Annotated in this window: 22 protein-coding genes; 11 read left to right on the top strand and 11 right to left on the bottom strand. The window is 66.5% G+C overall.

Annotated elements, in window-relative coordinates:
• Positions 1–288: 288 nt before the first annotated feature.
• The 6 genes from QRQ56_RS16645 to QRQ56_RS16620 all read left to right on the top strand — a co-directional run bounded on the left by QRQ56_RS16645 (position 289) and on the right by QRQ56_RS16620 (position 10304).
• Positions 289–1287 (top strand): AAA family ATPase, encoded by a 999-nt coding sequence (locus QRQ56_RS16645; RefSeq protein WP_438741612.1) that lies wholly within the window; start codon positions 289–291, stop codon positions 1285–1287.
• Positions 1287–2231 (top strand): DUF58 domain-containing protein, encoded by a 945-nt coding sequence (locus tag QRQ56_RS16640; RefSeq protein ID WP_438741611.1) that lies wholly within the window; start codon positions 1287–1289, stop codon positions 2229–2231. Before QRQ56_RS16645 ends, QRQ56_RS16640 begins: the two co-directional genes overlap by 1 nt.
• Positions 2228–5044 carry a DUF4159 domain-containing protein gene (locus QRQ56_RS16635; RefSeq protein WP_438741610.1) on the top strand — a complete coding sequence of 939 codons (2817 nt, stop codon included), beginning with the start codon at positions 2228–2230 and terminating at the stop codon, positions 5042–5044. Before QRQ56_RS16640 ends, QRQ56_RS16635 begins: the two co-directional genes overlap by 4 nt.
• 127 nt (positions 5045–5171) lie before the next feature.
• Positions 5172–7235, top strand: coding sequence for a hypothetical protein (locus tag QRQ56_RS16630; protein ID WP_438741609.1), 2064 nt, complete (start codon positions 5172–5174; stop codon positions 7233–7235).
• A gap of 149 nt (positions 7236–7384) precedes the next feature.
• Positions 7385–7789, top strand: a complete 405-nt coding sequence (locus tag QRQ56_RS16625) for a DUF2946 family protein (protein ID WP_438741608.1) — start codon at positions 7385–7387, stop codon at positions 7787–7789.
• 145 nt (positions 7790–7934) lie between these two features.
• Positions 7935–10304, top strand: a complete 2370-nt coding sequence (locus QRQ56_RS16620; protein WP_438741607.1) for a TonB-dependent receptor — start codon at positions 7935–7937, stop codon at positions 10302–10304.
• Between the two features lie 280 nt (positions 10305–10584).
• Here QRQ56_RS16620 and QRQ56_RS16615 read toward each other — a convergent pair whose 3' ends face one another.
• The 5 genes from QRQ56_RS16615 to QRQ56_RS16595 all read right to left on the bottom strand — a co-directional run bounded on the left by QRQ56_RS16615 (position 10585) and on the right by QRQ56_RS16595 (position 14364).
• On the bottom strand, positions 10585–11067 hold the full coding sequence (locus tag QRQ56_RS16615; protein ID WP_438741605.1) for a GNAT family N-acetyltransferase: 483 nt from the start codon (positions 11065–11067) through the stop codon (positions 10585–10587).
• Between the two features lie 105 nt (positions 11068–11172).
• On the bottom strand, positions 11173–11691 hold the full coding sequence (locus QRQ56_RS16610) for a GNAT family N-acetyltransferase (protein ID WP_438741604.1): 519 nt from the start codon (positions 11689–11691) through the stop codon (positions 11173–11175).
• Between the two features lie 55 nt (positions 11692–11746).
• Complete coding sequence (locus QRQ56_RS16605; RefSeq protein WP_438741603.1) at positions 11747–12682, bottom strand: glycosyltransferase family 2 protein; 936 nt, start codon at positions 12680–12682, stop codon at positions 11747–11749.
• On the bottom strand, positions 12679–13830 hold the full coding sequence (locus QRQ56_RS16600) for a hypothetical protein (RefSeq protein ID WP_438741602.1): 1152 nt from the start codon (positions 13828–13830) through the stop codon (positions 12679–12681). Before QRQ56_RS16600 ends, QRQ56_RS16605 begins: the two co-directional genes overlap by 4 nt.
• A 42-nt stretch (positions 13831–13872) precedes the next feature.
• Positions 13873–14364, bottom strand: a complete 492-nt coding sequence (locus QRQ56_RS16595) for an NUDIX domain-containing protein (RefSeq protein ID WP_438741601.1) — start codon at positions 14362–14364, stop codon at positions 13873–13875.
• Positions 14365–14456: 92 nt separating this feature from the next.
• Here QRQ56_RS16595 and QRQ56_RS16590 point away from each other — a divergent pair, with 92 nt between their 5' ends.
• Positions 14457–15353, top strand: a complete 897-nt coding sequence (locus tag QRQ56_RS16590; protein WP_438741600.1) for a metallophosphoesterase family protein — start codon at positions 14457–14459, stop codon at positions 15351–15353.
• Between the two features lie 120 nt (positions 15354–15473).
• On the opposite strand, the gene QRQ56_RS16585 is transcribed toward QRQ56_RS16590, so the two are convergent.
• The 3 genes from QRQ56_RS16585 to QRQ56_RS16575 all read right to left on the bottom strand — a co-directional run bounded on the left by QRQ56_RS16585 (position 15474) and on the right by QRQ56_RS16575 (position 18096).
• Entirely contained in the window at positions 15474–16031 is a 558-nt protein-coding gene (locus QRQ56_RS16585) for a hypothetical protein (protein WP_438741599.1), read from the bottom strand.
• A 196-nt stretch (positions 16032–16227) separates the two neighbouring features.
• On the bottom strand, positions 16228–16434 hold the full coding sequence (locus QRQ56_RS16580) for a DUF4170 domain-containing protein (protein ID WP_254145489.1): 207 nt from the start codon (positions 16432–16434) through the stop codon (positions 16228–16230).
• Positions 16435–16461: 27 nt separating this feature from the next.
• The gene (locus tag QRQ56_RS16575; protein ID WP_438741598.1) at positions 16462–18096 is read right to left on the bottom strand and encodes an isocitrate lyase; all 1635 of its coding nucleotides are present in this window, start codon (positions 18094–18096) and stop codon (positions 16462–16464) included.
• 229 nt (positions 18097–18325) lie between these two features.
• Here QRQ56_RS16575 and QRQ56_RS16570 point away from each other — a divergent pair, with 229 nt between their 5' ends.
• Complete coding sequence (locus QRQ56_RS16570) at positions 18326–19771, top strand: helix-turn-helix domain-containing protein (RefSeq protein ID WP_438741597.1); 1446 nt, start codon at positions 18326–18328, stop codon at positions 19769–19771.
• 221 nt (positions 19772–19992) lie between these two features.
• Here the strand turns inward: QRQ56_RS16570 and QRQ56_RS16565 are convergent, their stop codons facing one another.
• Positions 19993–20286 (bottom strand): antibiotic biosynthesis monooxygenase, encoded by a 294-nt coding sequence (locus QRQ56_RS16565; protein WP_014497428.1) that lies wholly within the window; start codon positions 20284–20286, stop codon positions 19993–19995.
• Positions 20287–20666: 380 nt separating this feature from the next.
• On the opposite strand from QRQ56_RS16565, the gene QRQ56_RS16560 reads away from it, so the two are divergent.
• Positions 20667–21467, top strand: coding sequence for a hypothetical protein (locus QRQ56_RS16560; protein ID WP_438741596.1), 801 nt, complete (start codon positions 20667–20669; stop codon positions 21465–21467).
• 164 nt (positions 21468–21631) lie between these two features.
• Positions 21632–21982 (top strand): hypothetical protein, encoded by a 351-nt coding sequence (locus QRQ56_RS16555; RefSeq protein ID WP_438741595.1) that lies wholly within the window; start codon positions 21632–21634, stop codon positions 21980–21982.
• A 218-nt stretch (positions 21983–22200) separates the two neighbouring features.
• On the opposite strand, the gene QRQ56_RS16550 is transcribed toward QRQ56_RS16555, so the two are convergent.
• Positions 22201–22842: a tetratricopeptide repeat protein gene (locus QRQ56_RS16550; RefSeq protein ID WP_438741593.1), complete on the bottom strand. Its 642-nt coding sequence runs from the start codon at positions 22840–22842 to the stop codon at positions 22201–22203.
• A 131-nt stretch (positions 22843–22973) separates the two neighbouring features.
• Positions 22974–23921, bottom strand: a complete 948-nt coding sequence (gene htpX / locus QRQ56_RS16545) for a zinc metalloprotease HtpX (protein WP_438741591.1) — start codon at positions 23919–23921, stop codon at positions 22974–22976.
• 176 nt (positions 23922–24097) lie between these two features.
• Here htpX and QRQ56_RS16540 point away from each other — a divergent pair, with 176 nt between their 5' ends.
• On the top strand, positions 24098–25396 hold the full coding sequence (locus QRQ56_RS16540) for a lytic murein transglycosylase (RefSeq protein WP_438741589.1): 1299 nt from the start codon (positions 24098–24100) through the stop codon (positions 25394–25396).
• The last annotated feature ends 47 nt before the right edge of the window (positions 25397–25443 follow it).

The raw sequence follows: 25443 nt of genomic DNA, 5'->3' as shown, positions 1-25443 counted from the left end.
CTGACTTTGTCTTTGGCACGATTGGTGCAGGTCTACGTTGTAGTCGGGCCAACGGTTCCACCCCGGATTGACCCGGTGTGGAGGTCGCCACTTCGTGATGCCGTACATAACCCGAAGCCGATAAGGTGGGGATAGGTTAATTCAACGAATACATGGCCTTCCTGCAAGTCTAGCATAGGGCCCATGATCTGAAATGATGATCTGAATCGACGATCTGAAACGATGACCTGCGCGATGTGTGACATGACGGCAAAGGCGAGCCGCGTGGCGGGCTGAAGGAGCGAACGAATGGCGGAGAGTGTCGAGAAACTCGAGGACGGGATCGTCCGTTCGGCCGAGCAGGTGTCGAGCCAGATTCGCGCCGCGAAGGAAGCGATCGGATCCGTCATCTTCGGCCAGGATCGCGTGATCGAGAACACGCTGGTCACGATCCTCTCCGGCGGTCACGCGCTTCTGATCGGTGTCCCCGGCCTTGCGAAAACAAAACTGGTCGAGACGCTCGGCGTCACGCTCGGGCTCGATGCCAAGCGCATCCAGTTCACGCCGGATCTGATGCCCTCGGACATCCTCGGCGCCGAAGTGCTGGATGAGAGCACCACGGGCAAGCGCGCGTTCCGCTTCATCTCGGGTCCGGTGTTCGCGCAGCTCCTGATGGCCGACGAGATCAACCGCGCCTCGCCGCGCACGCAGTCGGCGCTGCTGCAGGCGATGCAGGAGCAGCACATCACGGTCGCCGGCGCGCGCCACGATTTGCCGAAACCCTTCCACGTGCTGGCGACGCAAAACCCGCTGGAGCAGGAAGGCACCTATCCGCTGCCGGAAGCGCAGCTCGACCGCTTCCTGATGGAGATCGACGTCGACTATCCCGATCGCGACGCCGAACGCCGCATCCTGTTCGAGACCACCGGCGCCGAGGAAACGCTCGCGAGGGGATCGATGACGGCGGATGCGCTGATCACCGCGCAGCGGCTGATCCGCCGCCTGCCGGTCGGCGATTCCGTGGTGGAAGCCATCCTGTCGCTGGTGCGCTCGGCTCGTCCGGGTCCCGACGCCGGCGAAGCCGGCAAATTCATCGCCTGGGGCCCCGGCCCGCGCGCCAGCCAATCCCTGATGCTGGCGGTGCGCGCGCGTGCGCTGATCGACGGGCGTCTCGCACCCTCGGTCGACGACGTGCTCGACCTCGCCGAGCCCGTGCTGAAGCACCGCATGGCGCTGACGTTCCAGGCACGTGCCGAAGGCCGCACCATTCCGGACGTGATCAAGCAGCTCAAGACACGGATCGGTTGATGGCAGCGGACAACGGGCACACGGCGAAGGAGATCATCGCGATCCGACGTGCCGATGGCGAAAGCCGCACGCTCGCCGCGTCCTTGCCGCGCCTGGTGTTAGAGGCCCGCCGCATCGCCGCCAACGTCATCCACGGCCTGCATGGCCGGCGCCGCGCCGGCTCCGGCGAGAATTTCTGGCAGTATCGCCGCTTCGTCTCGGGCGAGCCCGCACAGAACGTCGACTGGCGCCGTTCGGCGCGCGACGACCATCTCTATGTCCGCGAGCTCGAATGGGAAGCCTCGCACACGGTCTGGATCTGGCCGGACCGCTCGCCCTCGATGGCGTTCGCCTCGAAGACCGCGCGTGAGTCCAAGCTCGAGCGCACGCTGATCGTCGCCTTCGCGCTGGCCGAGCTGCTCGTCTCCGGCGGCGAGCGCGTAGGCATTCCCGGGCTGATGGCGCCGACCGCGAGCCGCAGCGTGATCGACAAGATGGCGCAGGCGATGCTGCATGACGATGCGGACCGGCTCAGCCTGCCGCCGTCCTTCGTCCCCGCGGCGCTGGCGGAGACGATCGTGCTGTCGGATTTCTGGTCGCCGATCTCCGAGATCAGGACGACGCTGGCAGGCCTCTCCGGCTCCGGCGCGCATGGCACGCTGGTGCAGATCGTCGATCCCGCCGAAGAGAGCTTCCCTTATTCCGGCCGCGTCGAGTTCGTCGAGCCTGAAGGCTTCGGCGTCATCACCGCCGGCCGCGCCGAGAGCTGGGCGGAGGACTACACCGCGCGCCTCGCGCTGCATCGCGACCAGATCCGCGCCGAGACCAACAAGCTCGACTGGCTGTTCACCACGCACGCCACCGACCGCTCCGCGGCCGAGCTCTTGCTGTTCCTGCATGCCGGCATGCAGGTGAGCAAGTCGGGCGCGCGCACCACCTCGATCAAGGCGGGGCCGGCCGCATGATGGGATTGCCGCTCGCCTTCACCGAACCGCTGCTCCTGATCGGCCTCGTCAGCCTTCCGGTGCTGTGGTGGCTGCTGCGCGTGATGCCGCCGCGGCCGCGCCGCATCGAGTTTCCGCCGACGCGCCTGTTGTTCGACATCGCCCCGCGCGAGGAGACGCCATCGCGAACGCCGTGGTGGCTGACCGCGTTGCGGCTGCTGGCTGCGGCGCTCGTCATCTTCGCCGCCGCCGGACCGATCTGGAATCCGCAAACCGGCCTTGCCGGCGGCAAGGCGCCGCTGATGATCATGTTCGACGACGGCTGGAGCGCGGCCTCGCACTGGGACGTCAGGATCCGGGCCGCCGACGAGCTGATCGCCAATGCCGAGAACGACCGCCGCGCCATCGCGCTGGTGCCGCTGTCCGAGCCGAACCGCGACATCACGCTGATGCCGGCGGGCGCCGCGCGCGTCGCGCTGCGCCAGCTCGCGCCAAAGCCCTATTCGATCGACCGCGTCGAGACGCTGGCCGCAATCGACCGTTTCCTGAAAGCCACCGGCGATTGCGAGATCGCCTGGCTGTCCGACGGCGTCGACACCGGCCGCGGCGAAGACTTCGTAGGCAGCCTCGGCAAGACCATCGGCGAGCGCAGCCTGACCATCTTCGAAGGCGGCACCTCCTCGCCGCTGGCGCTGGTCGCGGCCGAGAACGCCGCCGCGAAGATGACGGTGAAGGTGCTGCGCACCGACAGCGGCATCGCGGTCGGCACCGTGCGCGCGCTGGATCAGAAGGCCTCGCCGATCGGCGAAGCGCGTTTCTCGTTCGGTCCGCAGGACAAGGAGACCGACGCCGCGTTCGACCTGCCGGTCGAGCTGCGCAACGACATCACCCGGCTCGAAATCTCGAGCGAGCGCTCCGCCGGCGCGGTGCAGCTGCTCGACAAGCGCTGGCGCCGCCGCGCCATCGGCATCGTCTCGGGCGCGACCAGCGAGACCGCGCAGCCGCTGCTGGCGCCGACCTTCTACCTCACCCGCGCGCTGGCGCCGTTCGCCGACGTCAGGCTCGCCGATAAGGGCTCGCCGCAGCAGGGCATCACGCAATTCCTGGACCAGAAGCTGCCGATGATCATCCTCGCCGATGTCGGCACCATCGCGCCCGAGCTGCGCGAGCGCCTCAATGCCTGGGTCGACCAGGGCGGCGTGCTGGTGCGGTTCGCGGGTCCCCGCCTGGCGCAAGCCGAGGACGATCTCGTGCCGGTCAAGCTACGCAAGGGCGGCCGCACGCTCGGCGGCAGCCTGACCTGGGAGAAGCCGCAGCATCTCGCCTCCTTCGCCGCCGACGGCCCGTTCTCCGGCGTCGCGGTCCCCAAGGACGTCACCGTAAGCCGCCAGGTGCTGGCCGAGCCCGACGCGGTGCTCGCCACCAAGAGCTGGGCCTCGCTCGAAGACGGCACACCGCTGGTCACCGGCGAGCATCGCGGCAAGGGCATCGTCAGCCTGTTCCATGTCAGCGCCGACATGCGCTGGTCTGACTTACCGATGTCCGGCATCTTCGTCGAAATGCTGCGCCGTGTCGTCGACATGTCCGGCTATACGTCCAAGCCCGGCGCCGGCGTTGCCAGCGAAGCGACCACCGAGACGGTGGCGCCGCTGCACATCCTCGACGGTTTCGGCGCCTTCGGCCCGCCGCCGGCGACCGCAAAGCCTCTGCCCGCGGATTATCGCGACCGCGCGACATCAGATCATCCGCCGGGCTTCTATGGACCGGCCGAAGGACCGCTCGCCGTGAACACGCTTGCCAGCGCCGACCGCATCGCGGCCCTCAACACCGCGAGCCTGCGCGCCCGGCACGCCACCTACACCAATGCCGAGCCGCGGGACCTGCGCGGCTGGCTGCTGTCGACGGCGCTCGCACTGTTCCTGATCGACGCCATCATCGTCGCGGTGCTCGGCGGCGGGATCGCCGCGCTGCTGCGCCGCCGCGCCGCGCCCGCGATGATCGTGCTCGGTCTCGCGCTCGCAGGCCTCGTCGCGCTCACGCCGACGGCTTCGCGTGCGGACGGCGCCGCGGATGATTTCGCGATGCGCGCGACGGCGCAGACCCGTCTCGCCTATGTCATCACCGGCAATGCGGACGTGGATTCCATCGTCAAGGCCGGCATGTCCGGACTGACGCTGTTTCTGGCGCAGCGCACCGCGCTCGAGGCGGGCGATCCCGTCGGCGTCGATCCCGCGCGCGACGAGCTCGCCTTCTTCCCGCTGATCTACTGGCCGATCGTGCCCGGCGCGCCCAAGCCGCCGCAGGACGCGCTCAACAGGATCGACGCCTACATGAAGCAGGGCGGCACCGTGCTGTTCGACACCCGCGATGCCATCGAGGCCCCGCCCGGCGCGAACGGCGCGGCGCAAACCCCGGGCATGCAGACGCTGCGCGAGATTCTGTCCTCGCTCGACGTGCCCGAGCTCGAGCCGGTGCCGCGCGAGCACGTGCTGACCAAGACTTTCTATCTGCTGCGCGACTTCCCCGGCCGCTTCGTCACCGGCCAGACCTGGGTCGAAACCCTGCCGCGCGAAGACGAGGACGAGGACAACGCGCAGCGGCCGGCGCGCGGCGGCGACGGCGTCTCGCCGATCATCATCACCTCGAACGATCTTGCCGGCGCCTGGGCCGTGCGGCCCGACGGCCAGGCCATGCTGCCGGTGACCGGCGGCGACACCCGCCAGCGCGAATTCGCCTACCGCGCCGGCGCCAACATCGTGATGTACACCCTGACCGGCAACTACAAGGCCGACCAGGTGCACGCACCGGCCCTGATCGAACGGCTGGGGCAATGATGCGGATGAAGAGCTTGAACCACACGCCCCGTCATTCCGGGATGGTCCGGAGGACCAGACCCGGAATCTCGAGATTCCGGGTTCGATGCTTCGCATCGCCCCGGAATGACGCTCATAGGTCTGTCTGATGAACTACGGCATCGCATTCACGCCGCTTGTCCCCACGATCGTGCTGTGGCTCGCGCTCGCCGCGATCGTCGTCATCGCAATTGTGCTGCTGGTGGCGCGTGCGCGCGGCGCCGCGGTGCGCGTCGCCGCGCTGGCGCTGTTCCTGCTCGCGCTCGCCAATCCCTCCTTCACGCGTGAGGATCGCGATCCCCTGACCTCGATCGCCGCGGTCGTCGTCGACAAGAGCCCGAGCCAGAATTTCGGTAATCGCACCGTCGAGGCAGCCCAGGCCCAGGAAGCGCTGGTCGACAGCCTGAAGAAGGTCAAGGGGCTGGAGGTGCGTGTCGTCGACGCCGGACAGGCCGACGGCGAGACCGACGGCACCAAGCTGTTCGGCGCCCTCGCCTCGGCCTTGTCGGACGTGCCGGTCGACCGCGTCGCCGGCGCGTTCCTGATCACCGACGGCCGCGTCCACGACATTCCCGCGAACGCCGCCGCGCTCGGCTTCCAGGCGCCGGTGCACGCGCTGATCACCGGCCAGAAGGACGAGCGCGACCGCCGCATCGCAATCACGGCCGCGCCACGCTTCGGCATCGTCGGCCAGACCCAGACCATCAGCTACCGGCTCGACGACCAGGGCGTCACCAACGAGCGCGCCAGGGTCACGATCCGCCGGGACGGCGAGGTCATCAACGAGCGCACGCTCTCGAGCGGGCAGGCCGCGAGCGTCGACGTTGACATCAAGCACGCCGGCCCGAACATCGTCGAGATCGAGGCCTCGCCGCTCGAACGCGAGCTGACGCCGGTGAACAACCGCGCCGTCGTCGCCATCGATGGCGTGCGCGACAAGCTGCGCGTGCTGCTGGTCTCGGGCGAGCCGCATTCCGGCGAGCGCACCTGGCGCAATCTCTTGAAGTCCGATGCCAGCGTCGACCTCGTTCATTTCACCATCCTGCGTCCGCCGGAGAAGCAGGACGGCACGCCGATCAACGAATTGTCGCTGATCGCATTCCCGACCCGCGAGCTGTTCCAGCAGAAGATCAACGAATTCCAGCTGATCATCTTCGATCGCTATGCCCGCCAGGGCGTGCTGCCGATCGCCTATTTCGACAACATCGCGCGCTATGTACGCGGCGGCGGCGCGGTGCTGGTCTCGGCCGGCCCCGACTACGCCTCCAACACCAGCATCTGGCGCACGCCGCTGGATTCGGTGCTGCCGGCGGAGCCGGTCGGCGTGACGGAAAAGCCGTTCTATGCGCATCTGTCCGACGTCGGCAAACGCCACCCGGTCACGCGCGGCCTCGAAGGCTCGGCCAGCGAGCCACCGCGCTGGAGCCGGTTCTTCAGGACGGTCGACACCCGCAATTCGGTGAACCCTCCGGTGATGACGGGAGCCGACGGCAAGCCGCTCCTGTTCCTGTCGCGCTTCGGGGAAGGCCGCGTCGCGTTGCTGCTCTCCGACCACATCTGGCTGTGGGCCCGCGGCTATGAGGGCGGCGGCCCGCATCTGGACCTGCTCAGGCGGATGTCGCACTGGCTAATGAAGCAGCCCGACCTCGACGAGGAGGCACTGCGCCTGCAGGTGCAGGGCAAGAATCTCGTTGTGGTGCGCCAGACCATGGCGGACAGCGTCCAGCCGGTCAGCGTGACATCGCCGTCTGGCGCTTCGCAGGATCTGACGCTGAGCCCCGGCGAACCTGGCGAATGGCGCGCCAGCCTGCCGGCCAGCGAGCTCGGCCTGTGGCAGGCCACCGACGGCACGCTGAAGGCGCTGATCAATGTCGGCCCGACCAATCCGAAGGAGTTTTCGGAAGTTACCTCCACCACCGACACATTGAAGCCGCTCACCCAGGCGACCGGCGGCAATGCCGTGCGCGTGGCCAGCGGTACCAGCGTCGAGCTGCCGCGCATCCTCCCCGTGCGTTCGGCCAGCGTCTTCGCCGGTGACGGCTGGATGGGCGTGCGGATGCGCGATGCCAGCGTCGTCAAGGGCGTCGGCGTGCTGCCGATCTTCGCCGGCCTGATCGGCCTCTTGCTGCTGCTCGGCGCGTTTGCGGCGACCTGGGTCCGCGAGGGGCGGTAGCGCTCCGTTGCTCGAACGCCACATCGGCCCACCACCCGCGCTGACGAGTCCGCGGGCCGTTGACATCTGCTGACGGGTCGGGCGATGTTACATTATAACGTCGCGGCCGCTCGAAAGTGGCGCCTCGCGATGCGGGGGTGGCTTTTCCGATGAAGTGGTTCCGGTCGAATATCAGGCACGGCGCCCGGCTCGCGTTGTTCGCGATGCTGGTGCAGTTCGCGCTGACGTTCGGCCACAGCCATTGGTTCGCGCAGGCCGCGCCGCTTGCCCAGGCCACGCTCCAGCAGGCTGACGGCGCCAGCGGCGTTGCTGCAATCGACCGCACCGCGGTCCGGAAGCAGGCGCCCTCGAGCCCCGACCGCGAACACCCGGGCGAGGACAATTGCGCGATCTGCGCCGTCGTCGCGATGGCGAGCGCCGTCGTGTTCGCGGCACCACCTGTACTGCTGCTGCCGCAGGCGATCAACCTGCTCTACCGCACCACTGATGCCGAATTTCTCCACCTGAAATCGGCCGGCACGGCGTTCCAGCCGCGCGCCCCTCCCGCGTCCTGACTCCAGACATCGCTGATCACGCCTGGGCTCGCCGCACATCGGCGAGGCCCGGGAGAAGTTGAAGTCGAATTCCGTCGCGCCGCGACGGCAGGCCGCCTCCGATCACAGACCATCATGCGGACGGCGCCTGATTGGAATCAGGACCATGTCATATCAACTGCGACGCGCGCAGCGTCTTGGCGGAGCAAGCCTGCTCATGCTCGGCGCCGCCGCCACATCCGCGTTCGCGCAAACGCCCGCGCAAGACAAATCGTCGACCGAGATCCCCGCCGTTACCGTCACGGCCCCGAGCCCGATCGTGCGCAGGGCGGTAGTTCCGTCCCGCAACGCAGGCCGCGGCACGCGGACCGCGCGGGTGCGAAGCCGTGAGCAGACGGCCGACGCGGCGCCGGCGGCCTCTGCGCCCACGGCACCCCAGCAGGGCGTGCTGCCCGTGGTGACCAACCAGTTCGCGACCGTCACCGTGGTGCCGAACGAGGAGATCCGCCGCGAGGGCGGCGGCCAGCTCGGCGATCTCCTGTTCTCCAAGCCCGGCATCACCGGCTCCAGCTTTGCACCCGGCGCCTCCAGCCGGCCGATCATCCGGGGTCTCGACGTCAACCGCGTCGGCATCGTCGAGAACGGCACCAATGCCAGCGGCGCCTCCGACCTCGGCGAGGATCATTTCGTCCCGATCGATCCGCTCGCGACCAACCAGATCGAAGTGGTGCGCGGACCCGCTGCGCTGCGCTACGGCTCGACCTCCATCGGCGGCGTCGTCAGCGCCACCAACAACCGGATTCCCGATGCGGTGCCGAGCTGCGCCCCGTCGTTCCAGGCTTACGGACTGCCGGCCAAGGCGCCGCTGGCGAGTGCCGCAACATCGCCTTGCGTCACCGCAGAGACCCGCACCGCGTTCTCTTCGGTCGACCGCGGCGTCGAAAGCGGCGTGCTGCTCGACACCGGCGGCGGCAATTTTGCCTTCCATGCCGACGCCTATGGCCGCACGACCTCGGACTATTCCATACCCAGCTATCCCTATCTGAACGATCAGACCCGGGCGGTGAACGGCCGCCAGCCGAACTCGGCAACGCGTTCGGACGGCGCCTCGATCGGCGGCTCCTACTTCTTCCAGGGTGGCTATATCGGCGCGTCGATCACGCAGAACGACTCGCTCTACCATATCCCCGGCATCGACGGCGCCGACCACCGGACGCGGATCGACGGCCACCAGACCAAGATCAACGTCAAGGGCGAGTACCGCCCCGACGCGACCGCGATCGACACAGTTCGCTTCTGGGCCGGCGCGACCGACTACCGTCACAACGAGATCGGCCTTGCCGATCCCGCCGACCTCAACAGCGACGGCATCCGGCAGACCTTCACCAACAAGGAGCAGGAGATCCGCACCGAGGTGCAGTTGATGCCGTTCAACGCGCGCTTCGCCGAGGTGACGACGGCGCTCGGCTTTCAGGTCGGTCATCAGGAACTGAGCGCGCCGAGCCCGGACAATCCCGGTACGCTGTTCAACGGGCTGTGGGACCCCAACAACAGCACGCGCGTTGCGGGCTATGCCTTCAACGAGTTCAAGTTCACGGAGGCGACGCGGGCGCAGATCGCCGGCCGCATCGAGCATGTCGAGCTGCACGGCACGACGCCGGACTTCCCGGCCGACTATCTGCCCGACGGCACGCCGCAGGCGGCGATCTCGCGCAACCCGTCCTTCACGCCGAAGAGCGGCAGCATCGGCCTGCTGCAGGATTTGCCGGGCGGCATGGTCGGCAGCATCACCGCGCAATATGTCGAGCGCGCGCCGAAGGCGGCCGAGTTGTTCTCGCGCGGCGGCCATGATGCCACCGCGACGTTCGACATCGGCAATCCCAATCTCACCATCGAGACCGCGAAATCGGTCGAGCTCGGCGTGCGCAGGGCGACGGGACCGTTCCGCTTCGAGGCGACCGTCTACTACACGCATTTCGACAATTTCATCTATCGCCGCCTCACCGGCGTGTCCTGCGACGGCGACTTTGCGTCCTGCGGCACGCCGGGCGCCGAGCTGAACCAGGCGGTCTACTCGCAGCGCAATGCGAATTTCCGCGGCGGCGAATTCCAGTCGCAGCTCGACGTCGGCGCATTCCAGGGCGGCATCTGGGGCATCGAGAACCAATTCGACATGGTCCGCGCCACCTTCAGCGACGGCACCAGCGTGCCGCGGATTCCTCCGATGCGGATGGGTGGCGGCGTGTTCTGGCGCGACGACAATTGGCTGATGCGGGTCAATCTGCTGCACGCCTTCGCGCAGAACAACGTCGCGGTGATCGCGGAGACGCCGACAGCGGGCTACAATCTGCTGAAGGCCGAGATCAGCTACAAGACCAGGCTCGATCGCAACTGGTTCGGCGCGCGCGAGATGATGGCCGGCATCGTCGGCAACAATCTCCTCAACGAGAACATCCGCAATTCGGTGTCCTACACCAAGGACGAGGTGCTGATGCCCGGCATCGGCGTGCGGGCGTTCGCGAACTTCAAGTTCTAGCGCGGATCAGGCCGGGGTCTGCGGGCCCCGGCTTCAGTCATTGCGAGGAGCCCGTGACAAAATTGCGTAGCAATTTTGCACTGGTGCGACGAAGCAATTCAGGATCTTTCTGAGGAGGGATTTCTGGATTGCTTCGCTGCGCTCGCAATGACGGTGGATGAACCGCAGCCGCTCGCCCCAGCAACAGCCTCGTAGCCCGGATGAGCGAAGCGACATCCGGGGCGGTGCATTTGCGGCAACCAGCTTCCCGGATTGCGCTACGCTCCATCCGGGCTACGGACTATGGGCTGCGTGCGAGCCGCTTCTCGAAGCGCCATTGATCGACGGGGAACGGCCCCTGCGACGTCTCCGACATCATCACGAAGGTGCCGGCGTTGCGCCAGCCGCTCTTCTCGTAGAAGCGCGCGGCGCGCATGTTGCCGACCGCGCAGGCGAGCCACGCCAGCTCGACACCGCGCGCGGCGAGGCGGGCCTCGGCGTCCGCGAGCAGCGCGGCAGCCACACCAGTGCCGTGCGCAGTCGGCGACACGAACAGCTGGTACAGTTCATCGCCCTTGACGGAGCAGAAACCGAGCGGCGCACCGAAGGGGCCAGCGACGCTGATGGTGTCGAGCATGGCCGCGAGCCGGTCGCGAAAATTCGCCAGCGTGCGGAGGCGGACCAGTTCGGGCGGCGCAAGCTGTGCATGCGAGCCGTGCCAGGCATCGTGCCATAGCTGTGCGAGGTGATCGATCTCGGCGGGGTCGGCGGGACGCACCTGCATGGACATCTCCAGTAGCCCGGATGGAGCGCAGCGCAATCCGGGACAGTGCATCCATAGCGGCAGCTTTCCCGGATTTCGCTGCGCTCATCCGGGCTACGAACGATCCTACCCCGCTCGCGCCTTGCTCCAGTCCGGTGCGACCTGCCCCGACACGCCCTCGAAGGCGCCGTCGACGAGCTCGAACACGAGGATGCGGGCGGCATCGACCGGGCCCGGCATGGTGACGCGGCCCTTCGGCACCGGCTTGAAACCGACGCGGCTGTAATAGGGCTCGTCGCCGACCAGCAGCACGATGGCGTGGCCCCTGGCTTTCGCGTCCTTCAGCGCGCGCTCCATCAACAGCCTTCCGATGCCGCGGTCGCGGAACGGCGGCTCGACCGTGAGCGGCCCGAGCAGCAATGCCGGCGTGTCGCCGACCAGCACCGGCAACTGCCTGACCGAGCCGACCAGCAGCGTGCCGATACGCGCGGTGAAAGAGACGTCGAGCAGATGGTCGACATGCTCGCGGATGCGGTAGGCGCTGAGCACGAAGCGGCCGGGACCGAAGGTGCGTTCGTGCAGCCGCTCGATCGCCTGAGCGTCGCCGGGGGCCTCGGGAAGGATGGTGAGTGAGAGATCGGTCATGTCAATCGCGGGATAGCACCTGAACGCCGCGCGGTCCATCGGGCTGCGACGCCGCTCAGCTCCTTTTCAAGGTCGGTTGAGACAAGTAGGCCAGCATCTTCATCTCCCGCCGCCCTCGCGTCACCGTGTCGAGAACCAGGCCCGAGGATACCGCGAGCAGGGCCATGATCATCAGGCCCATCGACAGCACCGCGGTGGGCAGGCGCGGCACGAGGCCGGTCTGGATGAAGGTGATCAGAACCGGAATCGCAAGGATCAGCGAGGCCACCGCCAGCAGGATTCCGATCGCCGAGAAGAAGCGCAGCGGCCGCTCCGATCGGTAGAGCTTCAATATGGTGCCGAGGATGCGAAACCCGTCGCGCCAGGTGTTGAGCTTGGAGAACGAGCCTTCAGGACGCGCGTAATAGGGTGTCTCGATCTCGGCGACGGGCAAGGACAATTCCAGCGCATAGACGGCGAGCTCGGTCTCGATCTCGAAGCCGTCGGAGAGGACCGGAAAGGATTTTACGAAGCGGCGCGAGAACACCCGGTAGCCGGACAGGATGTCCTTGAAGGCGTGCCCGAAAGTCGAGGCCAGGAAGCCGGTCAGCATGCGGTTGCCGGTGCGGTGGCCGAGCCGGTAGGCGGCCTGGACCTGATCGACGCGACGGCCGACCACCATGTCGAGATGATCGTCGAGCAGCCGGTCGATCATGCCTGGCGCACTCGGCGCATCGTAGGTGGCATCGCCGTCGACCAGCACATAGACGTCGGCCTCGACGTCGGCGAACATGCGGCGCACGACATGGCCCTTGCCCTGCCGGCGCTCGCTGCGCACGATCGCGCCCGCTTCGCGCGCGACGATCGCGGTCCGATCGCGCGAATTGTTGTCGTAGACGTAGATCGCGGCCGAGGGCAGCGCCTTGCGGAAATCGGCAACGACGGTCGCGACCGCCGCTTCCTCGTTATAGCAGGGCACCAGCACCGCGATGCGGAGTTGCTCCGAAGTCATCGCGGCGACACTCCGAGGCTTGCCGGCTCGCGCCCGAGCGGTGCGGCCTGCCGCGCCTGCGCCGGCTGCATCAGCCAGGCGAACGAGGCGCTCCACAGCGAGAGCATCGCGATCGGCACGACGTAATACGGCGTGAAGATCGGATGGCTGAGGAAGAACACGAGGTTGACGGCAAGATTGCCGGCGACGACGAGGGCCACCTGCCGCACGCTCCCCTCGCCCACCCGCAACAGCTGGGCGGTCGAACCGAGCGCCAGCACGATCAGCACGAATTGCATGTCGTGCAGATAATGGCCGAACACCGTAACGTCGAAGGCCGGTGCGACCACGTCGGCGCTGCCATAGGTCGTGGCCAGCGGGCTGCCGGCATTGATGGCCTGGGCAATCAATGTCGGGGCCATGCCGACGAGGATACCGGCAGTGAAGCCGAGACCCTGCACGAAGGCCGCAAGCGTGCGCGCCCGCAGGAACGCGACGCCGAGATAGATGACGTAACCGGCCGCGAGCAACGCATTCGGCAATCGGAAATTGACGGACATGCCGATCAGGAGGCCGATCAGCGCAATCAGCAGCACCTTGCGCTTGTCTCTGCTCAGCCACAGCGCCGTCAGGAAGCCGGCCATCGCGCACACCGCCATGGTCGGCGCAACCGAATAGCTCGCCTTCGCCGGGTTGATCATGAGGTACATCGCAAACGCGCCGAACAGGCCGGCCCCGACGACCGACGACAAATTGCGCGCCATGGCAACGCCCGCTATCGCAAGGCCGCAGACGATCAGGCTGGCGGCAATGTAGAGCGGCACCACCTGGTGGCCTTCAGGAAACAGCGCCAGCAGGAAGCCGGTGCCCGGCGGGTATTGCAGCACGATCTTGCCGCTCGGCATCGGATTGTGGCACGGCCAGCGGATCGGATCGCTCCACTCGGCGAACGCGATCTCCTTCAGCCTGCCCTCGAAATAACGGTCGTCGTCGAGCGCCACGTTGGTGTTGAGCCCGCCGACGCCGAGGCGCTGGAACAGATGCGCCTGCCTGAGATAGCAGATGTCGTCATAGACCCCGCGCGCCTCGCTCCAGCGCGACATCGTGACGATGTTGCTGGCGAGGATCGCAAGGCAAATCAGACCGAAAACGAGTTTGGCAATCTTCATCCGGTGGCGCTCTTTCGGTCAGCTTACTAGCACAGGCCGCCCTCAGCGCCACGTCGCAATCGGGGGCGTGCCGCCCAGCACCTCGGCGATCCGCAGCCGCGTCCCTCGCGTGGTCCCCTCTGGCAGCGAGCCGATCTCGAAGAACCCGCATTCGGAGATCTCGCGGTTGGGCTCAGGGAGGCGGTCCTGCCTGAATTGCCTGACCACGTAGACCGCGACATGGTCGCGGCGGGAGACGTGGCTGTTGAGGAAGATGCCGTGCAGCACGGCTTCTCCGGTGAGGTCAATATCGCCCTCCTCCTTGAGCTCGCGCCGCATCGCCTGTTCCATGGTCTCGCCATGGTCGACGCCGCCGCCGGGCAAATACCAGCCGCTGACATAGCTGTGCCTGACCAGAAACACACGATTCTTACCATCCAGCACCACGGCGCGGACGCCCAGCGTCATGCCGCGGACGACGAGGAAATAGGCGTGGAAGAATCGCCGCAGCAGCGGCTCGCATCGCCGTCGGATCCGGTTCAGACGCTCTCCCATCAGGTTTCCTCGACGCCCTGGTTCGGGCCCGGCTTGCGCGATGCGTGCGACCTTGCCATTACAGCGGAGCAATAGCGAGGCACTCGCGCGCCATGACTCCCAACACGCCGGCCCCCTTCACGCTCGCCCATCTGTCCGATCCGCATCTGGCGCCCTTGCCGAAGCCGCGGCTGATCGAGCTCGCGGGCAAGCGCGCGCTCGGCTACGTCAATTGGACGCGCAACCGCCACAAATACCAGCGCCGCGAGGTGCTCGACGCACTGGTCGCCGACATGAAGGCGCAGGCGCCCGACCACATCGCAGTGACCGGCGATCTCGTCAACCTCGCGCTGGAAGCCGAGTTCGCGCCGGCCCGCGCCTGGCTCGACGAGGTCGGCCCGCCCGATCGCGTCACCACGATTCCAGGCAATCACGACGCCTATGTCCGCGCCACCGCGCATCGCTTCGGCGAGACGTTTGCGCCCTATCTCGCCGGCGACGACGGCGCCACCGGCTTTCCCTCGGTGCGCCGGCGCGGGCCGCTGGCGCTGATCAGCCTGTCCACGGCGGTGCCGACCCTGCCGCTGATGGCGACGGGCACGCTCGGGCGCGACCAGCTCGCCGCTCTCGAACGCCTGCTCGAACGGCTCGCGGCCGAGGACGTCTTCCGCGTGCTGCTGGTGCATCATCCGCTCAAATCCGCCGCGCGCCAGAAGCGCATGACGGACTCCGCGGATCTCCTGGCCGTTCTGAAACGCCATGGCGTCGAGCTGATCCTGCACGGGCACGACCACATTCATTCGACGATGTGGTTCGAGGGACCCAACGGCAAGATTCCCGCGCTCGGCGTGCCCTCGGCTTCCGCGCTGGCGCATGGCGACTATCCGGCGGCGGCGTACAATCTGCTCAGGATCGAGAAGGACAATGCCGGCTGGCGCTGCGAGCAGACGGTGCGGGGGCTCGGCGCGGGATATCAGGTCGGACAGGTCAAGCATGTGAGGCTGATGTAGCTCGCCGTCATTCCGGGGCATGCGAAGCATGAACCCGGAATCCATTGGGCCACAATACGTGCTGAAAAATGGATTCCGGGCTCGCGCTTCGCGCGCCCCGGAATGACGGCGGAAAATGCCTCACCAGCTCCGCAACGCCGCCAGCACCGCAAGCCCGAATAGCGCGGCGGCACCGAGCACGAAGCCGAACAGGAACGGCCAGAAGCGCGAACGGCGCGGCGGCGGCTCGGTAGCCGGGACTTGCGGTTCGGGCGGAATCACCATGGCCCGTTCGCGCTCGACCATGCGGCGCGCGACATAGTCGGTGACGGCCTCGACGATGACAACGGTGTCGTGCGATTCGGCGAGCACGATGCGGCCGAACCGGGTGTCCTGGACGAAGCGGTACATCCGCTTGTCGCGTCCCATCACGACGTGGGCGACGACGTCGATCCAGAGTTTCGGCGTATCGCCCTGGCTGATGCCGCGATCGAACAGATCGATCCTGTCGGGCACCTGCGCGAACAGCGGATCGAGCGCATCGTTGAGGATCTCGAGCCGCGCCACCTCGGCGTCCCGCAAGTCGACGACGACGCCGGTCCGGTCGGCGGCCTCGATCCGCGCGCGCAGCAGCGCATCGCGCAGCCGTACCGGGCGCGGCTGGCCGGGATGGGTCCCGCTGGTCTCGGGCTCTGACATGGTCGGCCTCGTCCTCGACTGATCCCCATTAACCTATCAGCAACCACGAGGCCCGCAAAGGGCTCACAATTCCAGATACTTACGGTGCCCACAGGCCCTTGACCTGTGCCAAAAACAGACGATCCCACCCAGGCAGCGCCTGGATGGGACCATCCGTCCTTGGACGTCTTCTTGATTGAGGTTGGCAGCTCGGCCCTTAGGCCGAGACGCGCGAGGGCTCTTCCACGATCGAGAAGCGGACGCCGGCCTTGTGGCGGCTCTCTTCCGACACTTCCTTCCAGCAGTCCTCGGCTTCCTTGCGGGACTTGAAGGGTCCCTTCACCTGGGCCGAGCCTTCCACGAGCTTGTGGAAATTCATCGAACCGAACTCGCCGCCGATCACCCAGAAATTGCTGTTGGTCATTGTCAGTCTCCTCTCGAAGCGCGTGTGTTAGCCGAACTGGTTCATCGTGTTGTGGGCGCCGCCCGCCTTCAGGGCCGCATCACCCGCGAAGTACTCCTTGTGGTCGTCACCGATGTCGGAGCCGGCCATGTTCTGGTGCTTGGCGCAGGCGATGCCCTGACGGATCTCCTGGCGCTGCACGTTCTTGACGTAACCGAGCATGCCCTGCTCGCCGAAATATTCCTTGGCGAGGTTGTCGGTGGACAGCGCAGCCGTGTGATAGGTCGGCAGCGTGATCAGGTGGTGGAAGATGCCGGCGCGCTTGGCCGAATCCGCCTGGAAGGTGCGGATGCGCTCGTCGGCTTCCTGCGCCAGCGGCGTATCGTCGTATTCCGGCTTCATCAGCTCGGCGCGGTTGTACTTGCTGACGTCCTTGCCGGCTTCCTTCATCGCGTCGTAGACCTGCCAACGGAAGTTGAGGGTCCAGTTGAACGACGGCGAGTTGTTGTAGGCGAGCTTGGCGTTCGGGATGACCTTGCGGATGCGGTCGACCATCTTGGCGATCTGCTCGATATGCGGCTTCTCGGTCTCGATCCACAGCAGGTCCGCGCCGTTCTGCAGCGAGGTGATGCTGTCGAGCACGCAGCGGTCCTCGCCCGTGCCGGGACGGAACTGGTAGAGGTTCGAGGGCAGCCGCTTCGGGCGCATCATCTTGCCGTTGCGGTTGATGATGACGTCGCCGTTGCGGGCGTTCTCAGCGGTGATTTCCTCGCAATCGAGGAAGCTGTTGTACTGGTCGCCGATGTCGCCGGGCTTGTGGCTGACGGCGATCTGCTGCGTCAGGCCGGCGCCGAGCGAGTCGGTGCGGGTGACGATGATGCCGTCTTCGACGCCGAGCTCGAGGAAGGCGTGGCGGCACGCGCGGATCTTCGCGATGAAGACCTCGTGCGGCACGGTGACCTTGCCGTCCTGGTGGCCGCACTGCTTCTCGTCCGAGACCTGGTTCTCGATCTGCAGCGCGCAGGCGCCCGCCTCGATCATCTTCTTGGCGAGCAGATAGGTCGCTTCCGCATTGCCGAAGCCCGCGTCGATGTCGGCGATGACGGGGACGACATGGGTCTGGAAGTTGTCGATCTTCGCGATCAGCTCCTTCTCGCGGGTCTTGTCGCCTTCCTTGCGCGCCTTGTCGAGCAGACGGAAGATATCGTTGAGCTCACGGGAATCCGCCTGACGCAGGAAGGTGTAGAGCTCCTCGATCAGCGCCGGCACCGAGGTCTTCTCGTGCATCGACTGGTCGGGCAGCGGGCCGAACTCGGAGCGCAGCGCCGCGATCATCCAGCCCGAGAGGTACAGATAGGTGCGATCGGTCTTGCCGCCGAAATGCTTCTTGACCGAGATCAGCTTCTGCTGGGCGATGAAGCCGTGCCAGCAACCCAGCGACTGGGTGTACTTGGTCGGGTCCTTGTCATAGGCCGCCATGTCGGCTCGCATCAGCGCCGCGGTGTAGCGGGCGACGTCGAGGCCGGTCTTGAAACGGTTCTGCAGGCGCATGCGCGCGACGGCCTCGGCCGACACGCCGTTCCAGGTCGGCTGGGTCTCGAGGAGCGCCTGGGCCGCCTTGACCTCGTCCTGATAGGACGACGGGCCCTGGAGGGTGCTGATGCCGCGCGGCTGGTAGTTCATCTAACTGATCCTTTCGCTGACGATGGCGATGGCTGGCCATCGACATTCTTGACACTGCATTGCGAGATGCGTGTCAGAAGCTAAACGCCAAAACAGAAAGATCGTATAGATGGCTTGTTTCTTAATGGTGATGTCATGTAACATCAGAACATGTAATAGATGTTATTTTGTAAAGTTTGTAAATAATAGGTCAGCATAACTGTCCTTGATGCAGATGGAGATATGAGACATGGCCGCCGAATCCGGCAAGAAACTCTTCGTCGGCCCGCGCTTCCGGAGGATCCGGCAGCAATTGGGGCTGTCGCAGACCCAGATTGCCGAGGGACTCGGGATCTCGCCGAGTTACGTCAACCTGATCGAACGGAACCAGCGCCCGGTGACTGCCCAGATCCTGCTGCGGCTGGCCGAGACCTATGACCTCGACCTGCGTGACCTCGCCACCGCCGACGAGGACCGGTTCTTCGCCGAGCTGAACGAGATCTTCTCCGATCCTCTGTTCCGCCAGATCGACGTGCCCAAGCAGGAGCTGCGCGACCTCGCCGAGCTCTGTCCGGGCGTGACCCATGCGCTGCAACGGCTCTATGCGGCTTATACCGAGGCCCGCCAAGGCGAGACGCTGGCTGCCGCCCAGATGGCCGACCGCGACGTCGGCACGCGCTACGAGGCCAATCCGGTCGAGCGCGTGCGCGAGCTGATCGAGGCCAACCGCAACTATTTCCCGGAACTCGAGCAAGCCGCGGAGAATCTTCGCGACGAGTTGAACGTGCCTGCCGAGGAGCTCTATGCGGCGCTCGCGGCGCGCCTGCGCGAAAAGCATTCGATCCAGACCCGCATCATGCCGGTCGACGTCATGCGCGAGACGCTCAGGCGCTTCGACCGCCACCGCCGCCAGCTCCTGATCTCCGAGCTGGTCGACCCGCCCGGCCGCGCGTTCCAGCTCGCCTTCCAGCTCGGCCTCGGCGAATGCGCGCAGGCCCTGGAGACCATCATCGGCCGCGCCGGCCCGCTCGACGATGCGCCGCGCCGGCTGTTCCGCATCACGCTCGGCAACTACTTTGCGGCCGCCGTGATGATGCCCTACCCGACATTCCTCGCCGCCGCCGAAGCGCTGAACTACGACATCCACGTGCTGGCGCAGCGCTTCAATTCCGGCTTCGAGCAGGTCTGCCATCGCCTCACCACCCTGCAGCGGCCGAACGCGCGCGGCATTCCGTTCTTCCTGCTCCGCGTCGACAATGCCGGCAACGTCTCCAAGCGCTTCTCATCGGGCACCTTCCCGTTCTCGAAGTTCGGCGGCACCTGTCCGCTGTGGAATGTGCACTCGACCTTCGACACGCCGGACCGCCTGCTCAAGCAGGTGATCGAGCTGTCCGACGGCACGCGCTATTTCTCGATCGCGCAGATGGTGCGCCGCCCGGTCGCGCCGCATCCGCTGCCGCAGCCGCGCTTCGCCATCGGCCTCGGCTGCGAGATCCGCCACGCCGCGCGCCTGACCTACGCCGCCGGCATGGACCTGGAGAAGACCGAGGGAACCCCGATCGGCGTCAACTGCCGCCTCTGCGAACGCGAAAACTGCGCCCAGCGCGCCGAGCCGCCGATCACGCGCACGCTGATCCTGGACGAGACGACGAGGCGCGTGTCGAGCTTCGCGTTCTCGAATGCAAGGGAGTTGTGAGGCAGGCGGAGGTCTCGTGTCCCGGACGCGCTGCAGCGTGCAACGCTGCTGCGCAGAGCCGGGACCCACGCAACACCCAGCGATCGGCAATATGGGCCCCGGCTCTGCGGCGCACCGCTCCGGACGATGCTTCGCATCGCCGGGCGCGCTGCGCCGCGTCCGGGGCACGAGACTGCCGGCTGAGCATGCAGACATTTCGACAGCGCGATTGAGACGGCAACCTACGCCAGCGTATGCACGATCACCGGCCCGGCCGCCGCGCTCGCATGTCCCGCCAGCAGCGGGCCAAGATCCTTCTCGATCCAGGCGATCGCGCGCCTGTTCGCTTCTTCGGCCTGCTCGAATTTGTCGAAGATGGAAATCGCGGTGACCGTGTCGTCGCCGGCATAGACGACGTAATAGGCGCGGAAACCGTCGACGTCGCTGATGATCGGAACGGCGCCGTCCTTGATGCGGCGCGCCAGCTCTTCCGCGCTCCCGCTTTTCGCCTTGGCCTGACGGATGGCGGCATACATGGCATCCTCCCTTCCGGCTCGTAATGTGGGGCGTGCTGCCCTCGGGTGAGTCTACACCCTCAGTGTCCATCCCGTCATCCTGAGGTGCGAGGCATGGGACGCAATGCCTCCCATGGGGAGCCTCGAAGGATGTACGGCCCCGCTGCCGGAGCCGGGCTGTCGCCCTTCGAGGGCCGCTGAAGAAGCGGCCACCTCAGGGTGACGGTCACAGGCCTGCGCTCGCCGCATCGGCCTTGGTTAATCCGTCCCTAATCCGCGGCAGCGTTCTGCAACCAACGGTTAAGCACGCCTCAACATCGGTGCCCTAGTCTCGCCCCACTCACTTTTCGCAAACAACGGTGGCCTATTCTGCCGGGCGAAGTGACATCAGGGGGTTCATCATGCGCATTGCGTTGCTGCTGGCCGCAACCGTCGTCGGCGCGCTCTTCGCCGGTCCATCTCGTGCCGGATCGCTCGAAGCCGACGCGGCGCAGCCGCTGCCGCCGGGTTTCCAGAGCTATCGCGGCTACATGTTCGACCTCACGGAGAATGCCGACCGCAAGGACGTCGACAAGCTCACCGACAATCTGAAGCAGCAGATCGACCTCGTCGAAGGCGCGGGCCTCTCGCCGCGCGTGCTGCGCTTCTTCCACACCGTGCCGATCGTCGCGAGCGAGCTGGCCTGCCTCGACGAAGGCGCCGCGACCGCGTGCTACGGCCGGGTCACGCCGGATATCCGCCGCACCGCGCCGCGGGCTTTGACGGTATGGGATCCCAGCAAGCAGCGCTGGACCAATCCCAACGCCGTCGACCTCGCGGTCGATTCCGGGCTCGGGGTGATCATGCTGCGCCCCGACATGATGCGTTACGAGAAGGAGGCCGTGCTGCTGCATGAGCTCCTGCACGCCTATCATGCGCGGCTGCTGCCGGACGGCTATGCCAACAAGGGCGTGATCGGCTACTTTGCCCTCGCCAAGTCCAAGGACATGCTGCCCAAGGACTCCTACGCGATGAAGAACCCGATGGAGTTCTTCGCCGTGACCTCCAGCATCTTCCTTTCCGGAAAGAGCGAATTCCACGATCCGAAGTCGCGCGCGGCGCTCAAGGAGAAGATGCCGGACTACTACAAATATCTGGTCGGCGTGTTCGGCTTCGACCCCGAGCCGTCGGCGTCGAGCGGCCCTGTTGCCTCGCTGAAGTAAGGCGACCCGCCGAAACATCCAAAAAGCCGCGCGAGATGCGCGGCTTTTTTCATTCTGGCGGCCTGGAAGCTGCGGATGACGCACCGCCGGGAATTGCCAAGGCGGGGCCCGATCTGCATAGTCCCGCCCGCATCGATACCGATTTTCGAAGGGGATAAGAGAACATGGCGGACGCCGACCTGGATGTCGTGATCCGGCAACTGGCCAGACAGCTGCATACGGGCCTGATGACCCGCGCCAAGGAGCGGCGGGATCGCTTCAACGGCCTTGCGGCCAAGGCCAAGAGCAAGGAAACCGCCGACCGCTTCAAGATGATGGCCAAGGCCACCCTGGAGCAGGCCACCGCCGCCGCCAAGCGCCTGCAGATGTCCGCCGACAACGTCGCCGACAGCTACGCGCGGTCGATGCGGATTGCCGCGAGCACGCCGGTCGCGGTGAAGGTCGAGAAGAAGGCCGACAAGCCGGCCAAGAAGGCTGCCAAGGCGAAGAAGGCCAAAGCCAAGAAGGCGAAGTGACAGCGGCGCCTCCTCTCTCGTAAGGGGAGAAAGGCGAGCTGCATCCGCCCCGTCATTGCGAGAAGCGAAGCGACGAAGCAATCCAGACCCTTTCCGTGGAAAGATTCTGGATTGCTTCGCTGCGCTCGCAATGACGGTGTGGGACGAACCAAGCCTCGTCGGGCAAAGCGACTTGTCCACGCACCCCAGGGCTTCCGGGATCGGCGGGACAGAGACCCTCACCTTCTCGGCGCAGCGACCGGCATCGGCTCGGCGCTGGCAAGCTCGGCGAGTTTTGCGCGTGCCGCTTCGCGCGCACGGCCGTCCTTGCCGGCGGGCAGCGCCAGCGCCGCCTCGAAATCGGCGCGCGCATCGTCGGCCTGGCCGCGGGCGAGATACGCAAGGCCGCGATCGAGGCGGACCTGCGCATCCGACGCATCGAGGCGGATCGCCGTGTTGTAGCTCAGGATGGCGCGATCGAGATCGCCGGTGGCGGCGAGCGCCAGCCCGCGGTGATGATAGGGCGCGGCGGGCCTGGGATCATGCGCGATCGCCTCGTCATAATCCTCGATGGCAAGCTCGAGATCACCGTTCTGACGGCGCGCCAGCGCGCGGTCGCGATAGAGCGAGGCGCGGTTCGGATTGAGGTGGATCGCCTCGTCGAAATCGGCGATCGCCCGCCTGAAGTCGCCATGGCGCAGCGCGATCCGCCCGCGTCCCTCATAGGCGAACGCGATCAGCGAGCCGCGCAGCGGCGAGAAGCCGATCACCGCCGAGCAGATGTCGGGATCGTCCTCGTCGCCGCAATTGACCACCATGTGCGTGGAAAGGCCCATCAGCACACAGAGGACGATCAGCAATGGTAAGGCAACTCTGGTCATCTTCGACCGTGGCCAGCAGCGGGCCGGCCACGCATCCCCTTTCGAAGAAAGCATCTCCCCCCGCTGTTAGCACCGGTCCCGGCGATCCTGTGTGCGCCAGGTCACAAAGCGCGAATCCGCTGGAGGTTTCGTCAGCCCCAAGGACCGCGTGCAGGACCTCGTGAAGTCGAGCGGCCCCACGGGCCGCGCGGAGGATAATTCTCGTTGGCGCCGACCGACGGCGCGGCCTGCGTGCCGAGCTCGGCCGCGAGTTGCCGAAGCGCGGCGATGCGGTTCTGCGTCGAGGGATGGGTGGCGAACAGATTGTCCACGCCGTGGCCCGACAGCGGATTGATGATGAACATGTGCGCGGTCGCGGGGTTTCGCTCGGCCTCTTGGTTGGGCACCTGGTGCGCGGCTCCCTCGATCTTCACAAGCGCGGAGGCCAGCCACATCGGTTGCCCCGCGATGCGCGCGCCGAGATCGTCCGCGGCATATTCACGGGTGCGGCTGATCGCCATCTGCACCAGCATGGCGCCGATCGGAGCGAGGATCATCATCAGGATCGAGCCGACGATGCCGAGACCATTGTTGTTCTCGCGGTTGCCGCCGAAGAACATGCCGAATTGCGCCAGCATGGAGATGGCGCCGGCGATGGTCGCGGTGATCGTCATCAGCAGCGTGTCATGATTCTTGATATGGGCGAGCTCGTGCGCGATCACGCCGGCGAGCTCCTCGCGGCTGAGCTGGCGCATCAGGCCGGTGGTGACGGCGACCGCGGCATTTTCGGGATTGCGGCCGGTCGCGAACGCGTTCGGCTGCACCTCATCCATCAGGAACACGCTTGGCATCGGCAGGCCTGCACGGCCCGCAAGCTCGGCGACGAGCCCGACCAGCTCCGGCGCGGTCGAACGGTCGACCTCGTGGGCGCCGTACATCGACAGCACCATGCGGTCCGAGTTCCAATAGGTGAAGAGATTGGTCGCGGCGGCAATGACGAGCGCGATCATGGCGCCGGCGGCGCCGCCGATCAGATAGCCGACGCCCATGAACAGGGCGGTGAGGCCTGCGAGCAGCATTGCGGTACGAAGATAGTTCATGGCCGTCTCCCGGGCGCGGCCGCGGCAAAGCTGCGGCCGCCGCACTTCAGGTGGGGATGACACCTGTCCGATCGCAAGGTTTCAAGGTGCGTCGCGGAGCCGCGGCACTGGTTCGGACGCAATCAATCCATTAAAGTTCGTCAAGAATCCCAGCGTCTCCCCCTTCCGGAAACCTCATGCTCCAGACCCGATTTGCGATCGCGGCCGCCGCTCTGCTCACGCTCGCTCTCCCCGCCTCCGCGCAGTTCGCACCGCCGCCCGCCAAGCCTGCCGCCCCCAGGGCAACAGCCCCTTCGCCGCGCGCAGCGTCATGTCATAACGGGGCGAATTTCGATCGCTTTCTGGCCGACGTGAAGAGCCAGGCTGTCGCCGCCGGCGTGTCGCAGCGGACGATGGCGGAGGCCTCGCCCTATCTCGTCTACGACCAGGGCATCGTCAATCGCGATCGCGGCCAGCGCGTGTTCGGTCAGCTCTTCACCGAGTTCGCGGGACGCATGGCCGCACCCTATCGGATGCAGAACGGCCAGCAGCATATCAAGCAACATGCCGCGGCGTTCGCGCGCGCGGAGAAGGAATATGGCGTGCCGCCGGCGGTGATCGCCGCATTCTGGGGCCTGGAGAGCGACTTCGGCGCCAACATGGGCAATCTGCCGACGCTGAAATCGCTGGTGTCGCTGGCCTATGACTGCCGCCGCTCGGAGATGTTCGTGAACGAGACTATCGCCGCGCTGAAGATCATCGATCGCGGCGATCTGCATCCCGACGAGATGATCGGCTCCTGGGCCGGCGAGCTCGGGCAGACCCAGTTCCTGCCCGTGCACTACGTCAACTATGCCGTCGACTATGACGGCGACGGACGGCGCGATTTGCTGCGCTCGCCCGCCGACGTGATCGGCTCGACCGCGAACTACATCGCGAGCGGCTTGAAATGGCGGCGCGGCGAGCCATGGCTGGAGGAGATCAAGGTGCCGCCGAACCTGCCGTGGGAGAAGACCGATCTCACGGTGAAGGAGCCGCGCTCGACCTGGGCACAGCTGGGCGTCACCTATCCCGACGGCCGGCCGCTGCCGAACGACAATCTGCCGGCGTCCGTGCTGCTGCCGATGGGCCGCTTCGGGCCGGCCTTCATGGCTTACGCGAATTTCGCGGCCTACACCGAGTGGAATAACTCGCTGATCTATTCGACCACGGCGGGTTATCTGGCCTCGCGCATCGCCGGCGCCGCCCCCATGCGCAAGCCGGCGCAACCGGTACCGCAACTGCCGTTCAACGAGCTCAAGGAATTGCAGCAGCTCCTGGTGCGCGCCGGATTCAACGTCGGCAAGGTCGACGGCGTGCTGGGCCAGCAGAGCCGCGCCGCCGTGAAGGCGATGCAGGTCAAGTTCGGCCTGCCCGCCGATTCCTGGCCGACCACCGAGTTGCTCGCCCGCATGCGCGGCGGCACGGCACAGGCACAGCCGGGGGTCGTGCGGTAGAATTTTCGCACCGCACAAGCCTCTCCCGCGATTGTATTTTTCCATGA

This window comes from Bradyrhizobium sp. U531, from assembly GCF_051710265.1.
Lineage (GTDB): Bacteria > Pseudomonadota > Alphaproteobacteria > Rhizobiales > Xanthobacteraceae > Bradyrhizobium.
The sequence above is the reverse complement of the archived record's forward strand: the minus strand, read 5'-3'. Positions and strand labels throughout refer to the sequence as shown.

Excerpts from the sequence above, each read along its gene's own strand:
- QRQ56_RS16645 (WP_438741612.1), top strand. The coding sequence starts at position 289 with ATGGCGGAGAGTGTCGAGAAACTCGAGGACGGGATCGTCCGTTCGGCC.
- QRQ56_RS16640 (WP_438741611.1), top strand. The coding sequence starts at position 1,287 with ATGGCAGCGGACAACGGGCACACGGCGAAGGAGATCATCGCGATCCGA.
- QRQ56_RS16635 (WP_438741610.1), top strand. The coding sequence starts at position 2,228 with ATGATGGGATTGCCGCTCGCCTTCACCGAACCGCTGCTCCTGATCGGC.
- QRQ56_RS16630 (WP_438741609.1), top strand. The coding sequence starts at position 5,172 with ATGAACTACGGCATCGCATTCACGCCGCTTGTCCCCACGATCGTGCTG.
- QRQ56_RS16625 (WP_438741608.1), top strand. The coding sequence starts at position 7,385 with ATGAAGTGGTTCCGGTCGAATATCAGGCACGGCGCCCGGCTCGCGTTG.
- QRQ56_RS16620 (WP_438741607.1), top strand. The coding sequence starts at position 7,935 with ATGTCATATCAACTGCGACGCGCGCAGCGTCTTGGCGGAGCAAGCCTG.
- QRQ56_RS16615 (WP_438741605.1), bottom strand. The coding sequence starts at position 11,067 with ATGCAGGTGCGTCCCGCCGACCCCGCCGAGATCGATCACCTCGCACAG.
- QRQ56_RS16610 (WP_438741604.1), bottom strand. The coding sequence starts at position 11,691 with ATGACCGATCTCTCACTCACCATCCTTCCCGAGGCCCCCGGCGACGCT.
- QRQ56_RS16605 (WP_438741603.1), bottom strand. The coding sequence starts at position 12,682 with ATGACTTCGGAGCAACTCCGCATCGCGGTGCTGGTGCCCTGCTATAAC.
- QRQ56_RS16600 (WP_438741602.1), bottom strand. The coding sequence starts at position 13,830 with ATGAAGATTGCCAAACTCGTTTTCGGTCTGATTTGCCTTGCGATCCTC.
- QRQ56_RS16595 (WP_438741601.1), bottom strand. The coding sequence starts at position 14,364 with ATGGGAGAGCGTCTGAACCGGATCCGACGGCGATGCGAGCCGCTGCTG.
- QRQ56_RS16590 (WP_438741600.1), top strand. The coding sequence starts at position 14,457 with ATGACTCCCAACACGCCGGCCCCCTTCACGCTCGCCCATCTGTCCGAT.
- QRQ56_RS16585 (WP_438741599.1), bottom strand. The coding sequence starts at position 16,031 with ATGTCAGAGCCCGAGACCAGCGGGACCCATCCCGGCCAGCCGCGCCCG.
- QRQ56_RS16580 (WP_254145489.1), bottom strand. The coding sequence starts at position 16,434 with ATGACCAACAGCAATTTCTGGGTGATCGGCGGCGAGTTCGGTTCGATG.
- QRQ56_RS16575 (WP_438741598.1), bottom strand. The coding sequence starts at position 18,096 with ATGAACTACCAGCCGCGCGGCATCAGCACCCTCCAGGGCCCGTCGTCC.
- QRQ56_RS16570 (WP_438741597.1), top strand. The coding sequence starts at position 18,326 with ATGGCCGCCGAATCCGGCAAGAAACTCTTCGTCGGCCCGCGCTTCCGG.
- QRQ56_RS16565 (WP_014497428.1), bottom strand. The coding sequence starts at position 20,286 with ATGTATGCCGCCATCCGTCAGGCCAAGGCGAAAAGCGGGAGCGCGGAA.
- QRQ56_RS16560 (WP_438741596.1), top strand. The coding sequence starts at position 20,667 with ATGCGCATTGCGTTGCTGCTGGCCGCAACCGTCGTCGGCGCGCTCTTC.
- QRQ56_RS16555 (WP_438741595.1), top strand. The coding sequence starts at position 21,632 with ATGGCGGACGCCGACCTGGATGTCGTGATCCGGCAACTGGCCAGACAG.
- QRQ56_RS16550 (WP_438741593.1), bottom strand. The coding sequence starts at position 22,842 with ATGACCAGAGTTGCCTTACCATTGCTGATCGTCCTCTGTGTGCTGATG.
- htpX (WP_438741591.1), bottom strand. The coding sequence starts at position 23,921 with ATGAACTATCTTCGTACCGCAATGCTGCTCGCAGGCCTCACCGCCCTG.
- QRQ56_RS16540 (WP_438741589.1), top strand. The coding sequence starts at position 24,098 with ATGCTCCAGACCCGATTTGCGATCGCGGCCGCCGCTCTGCTCACGCTC.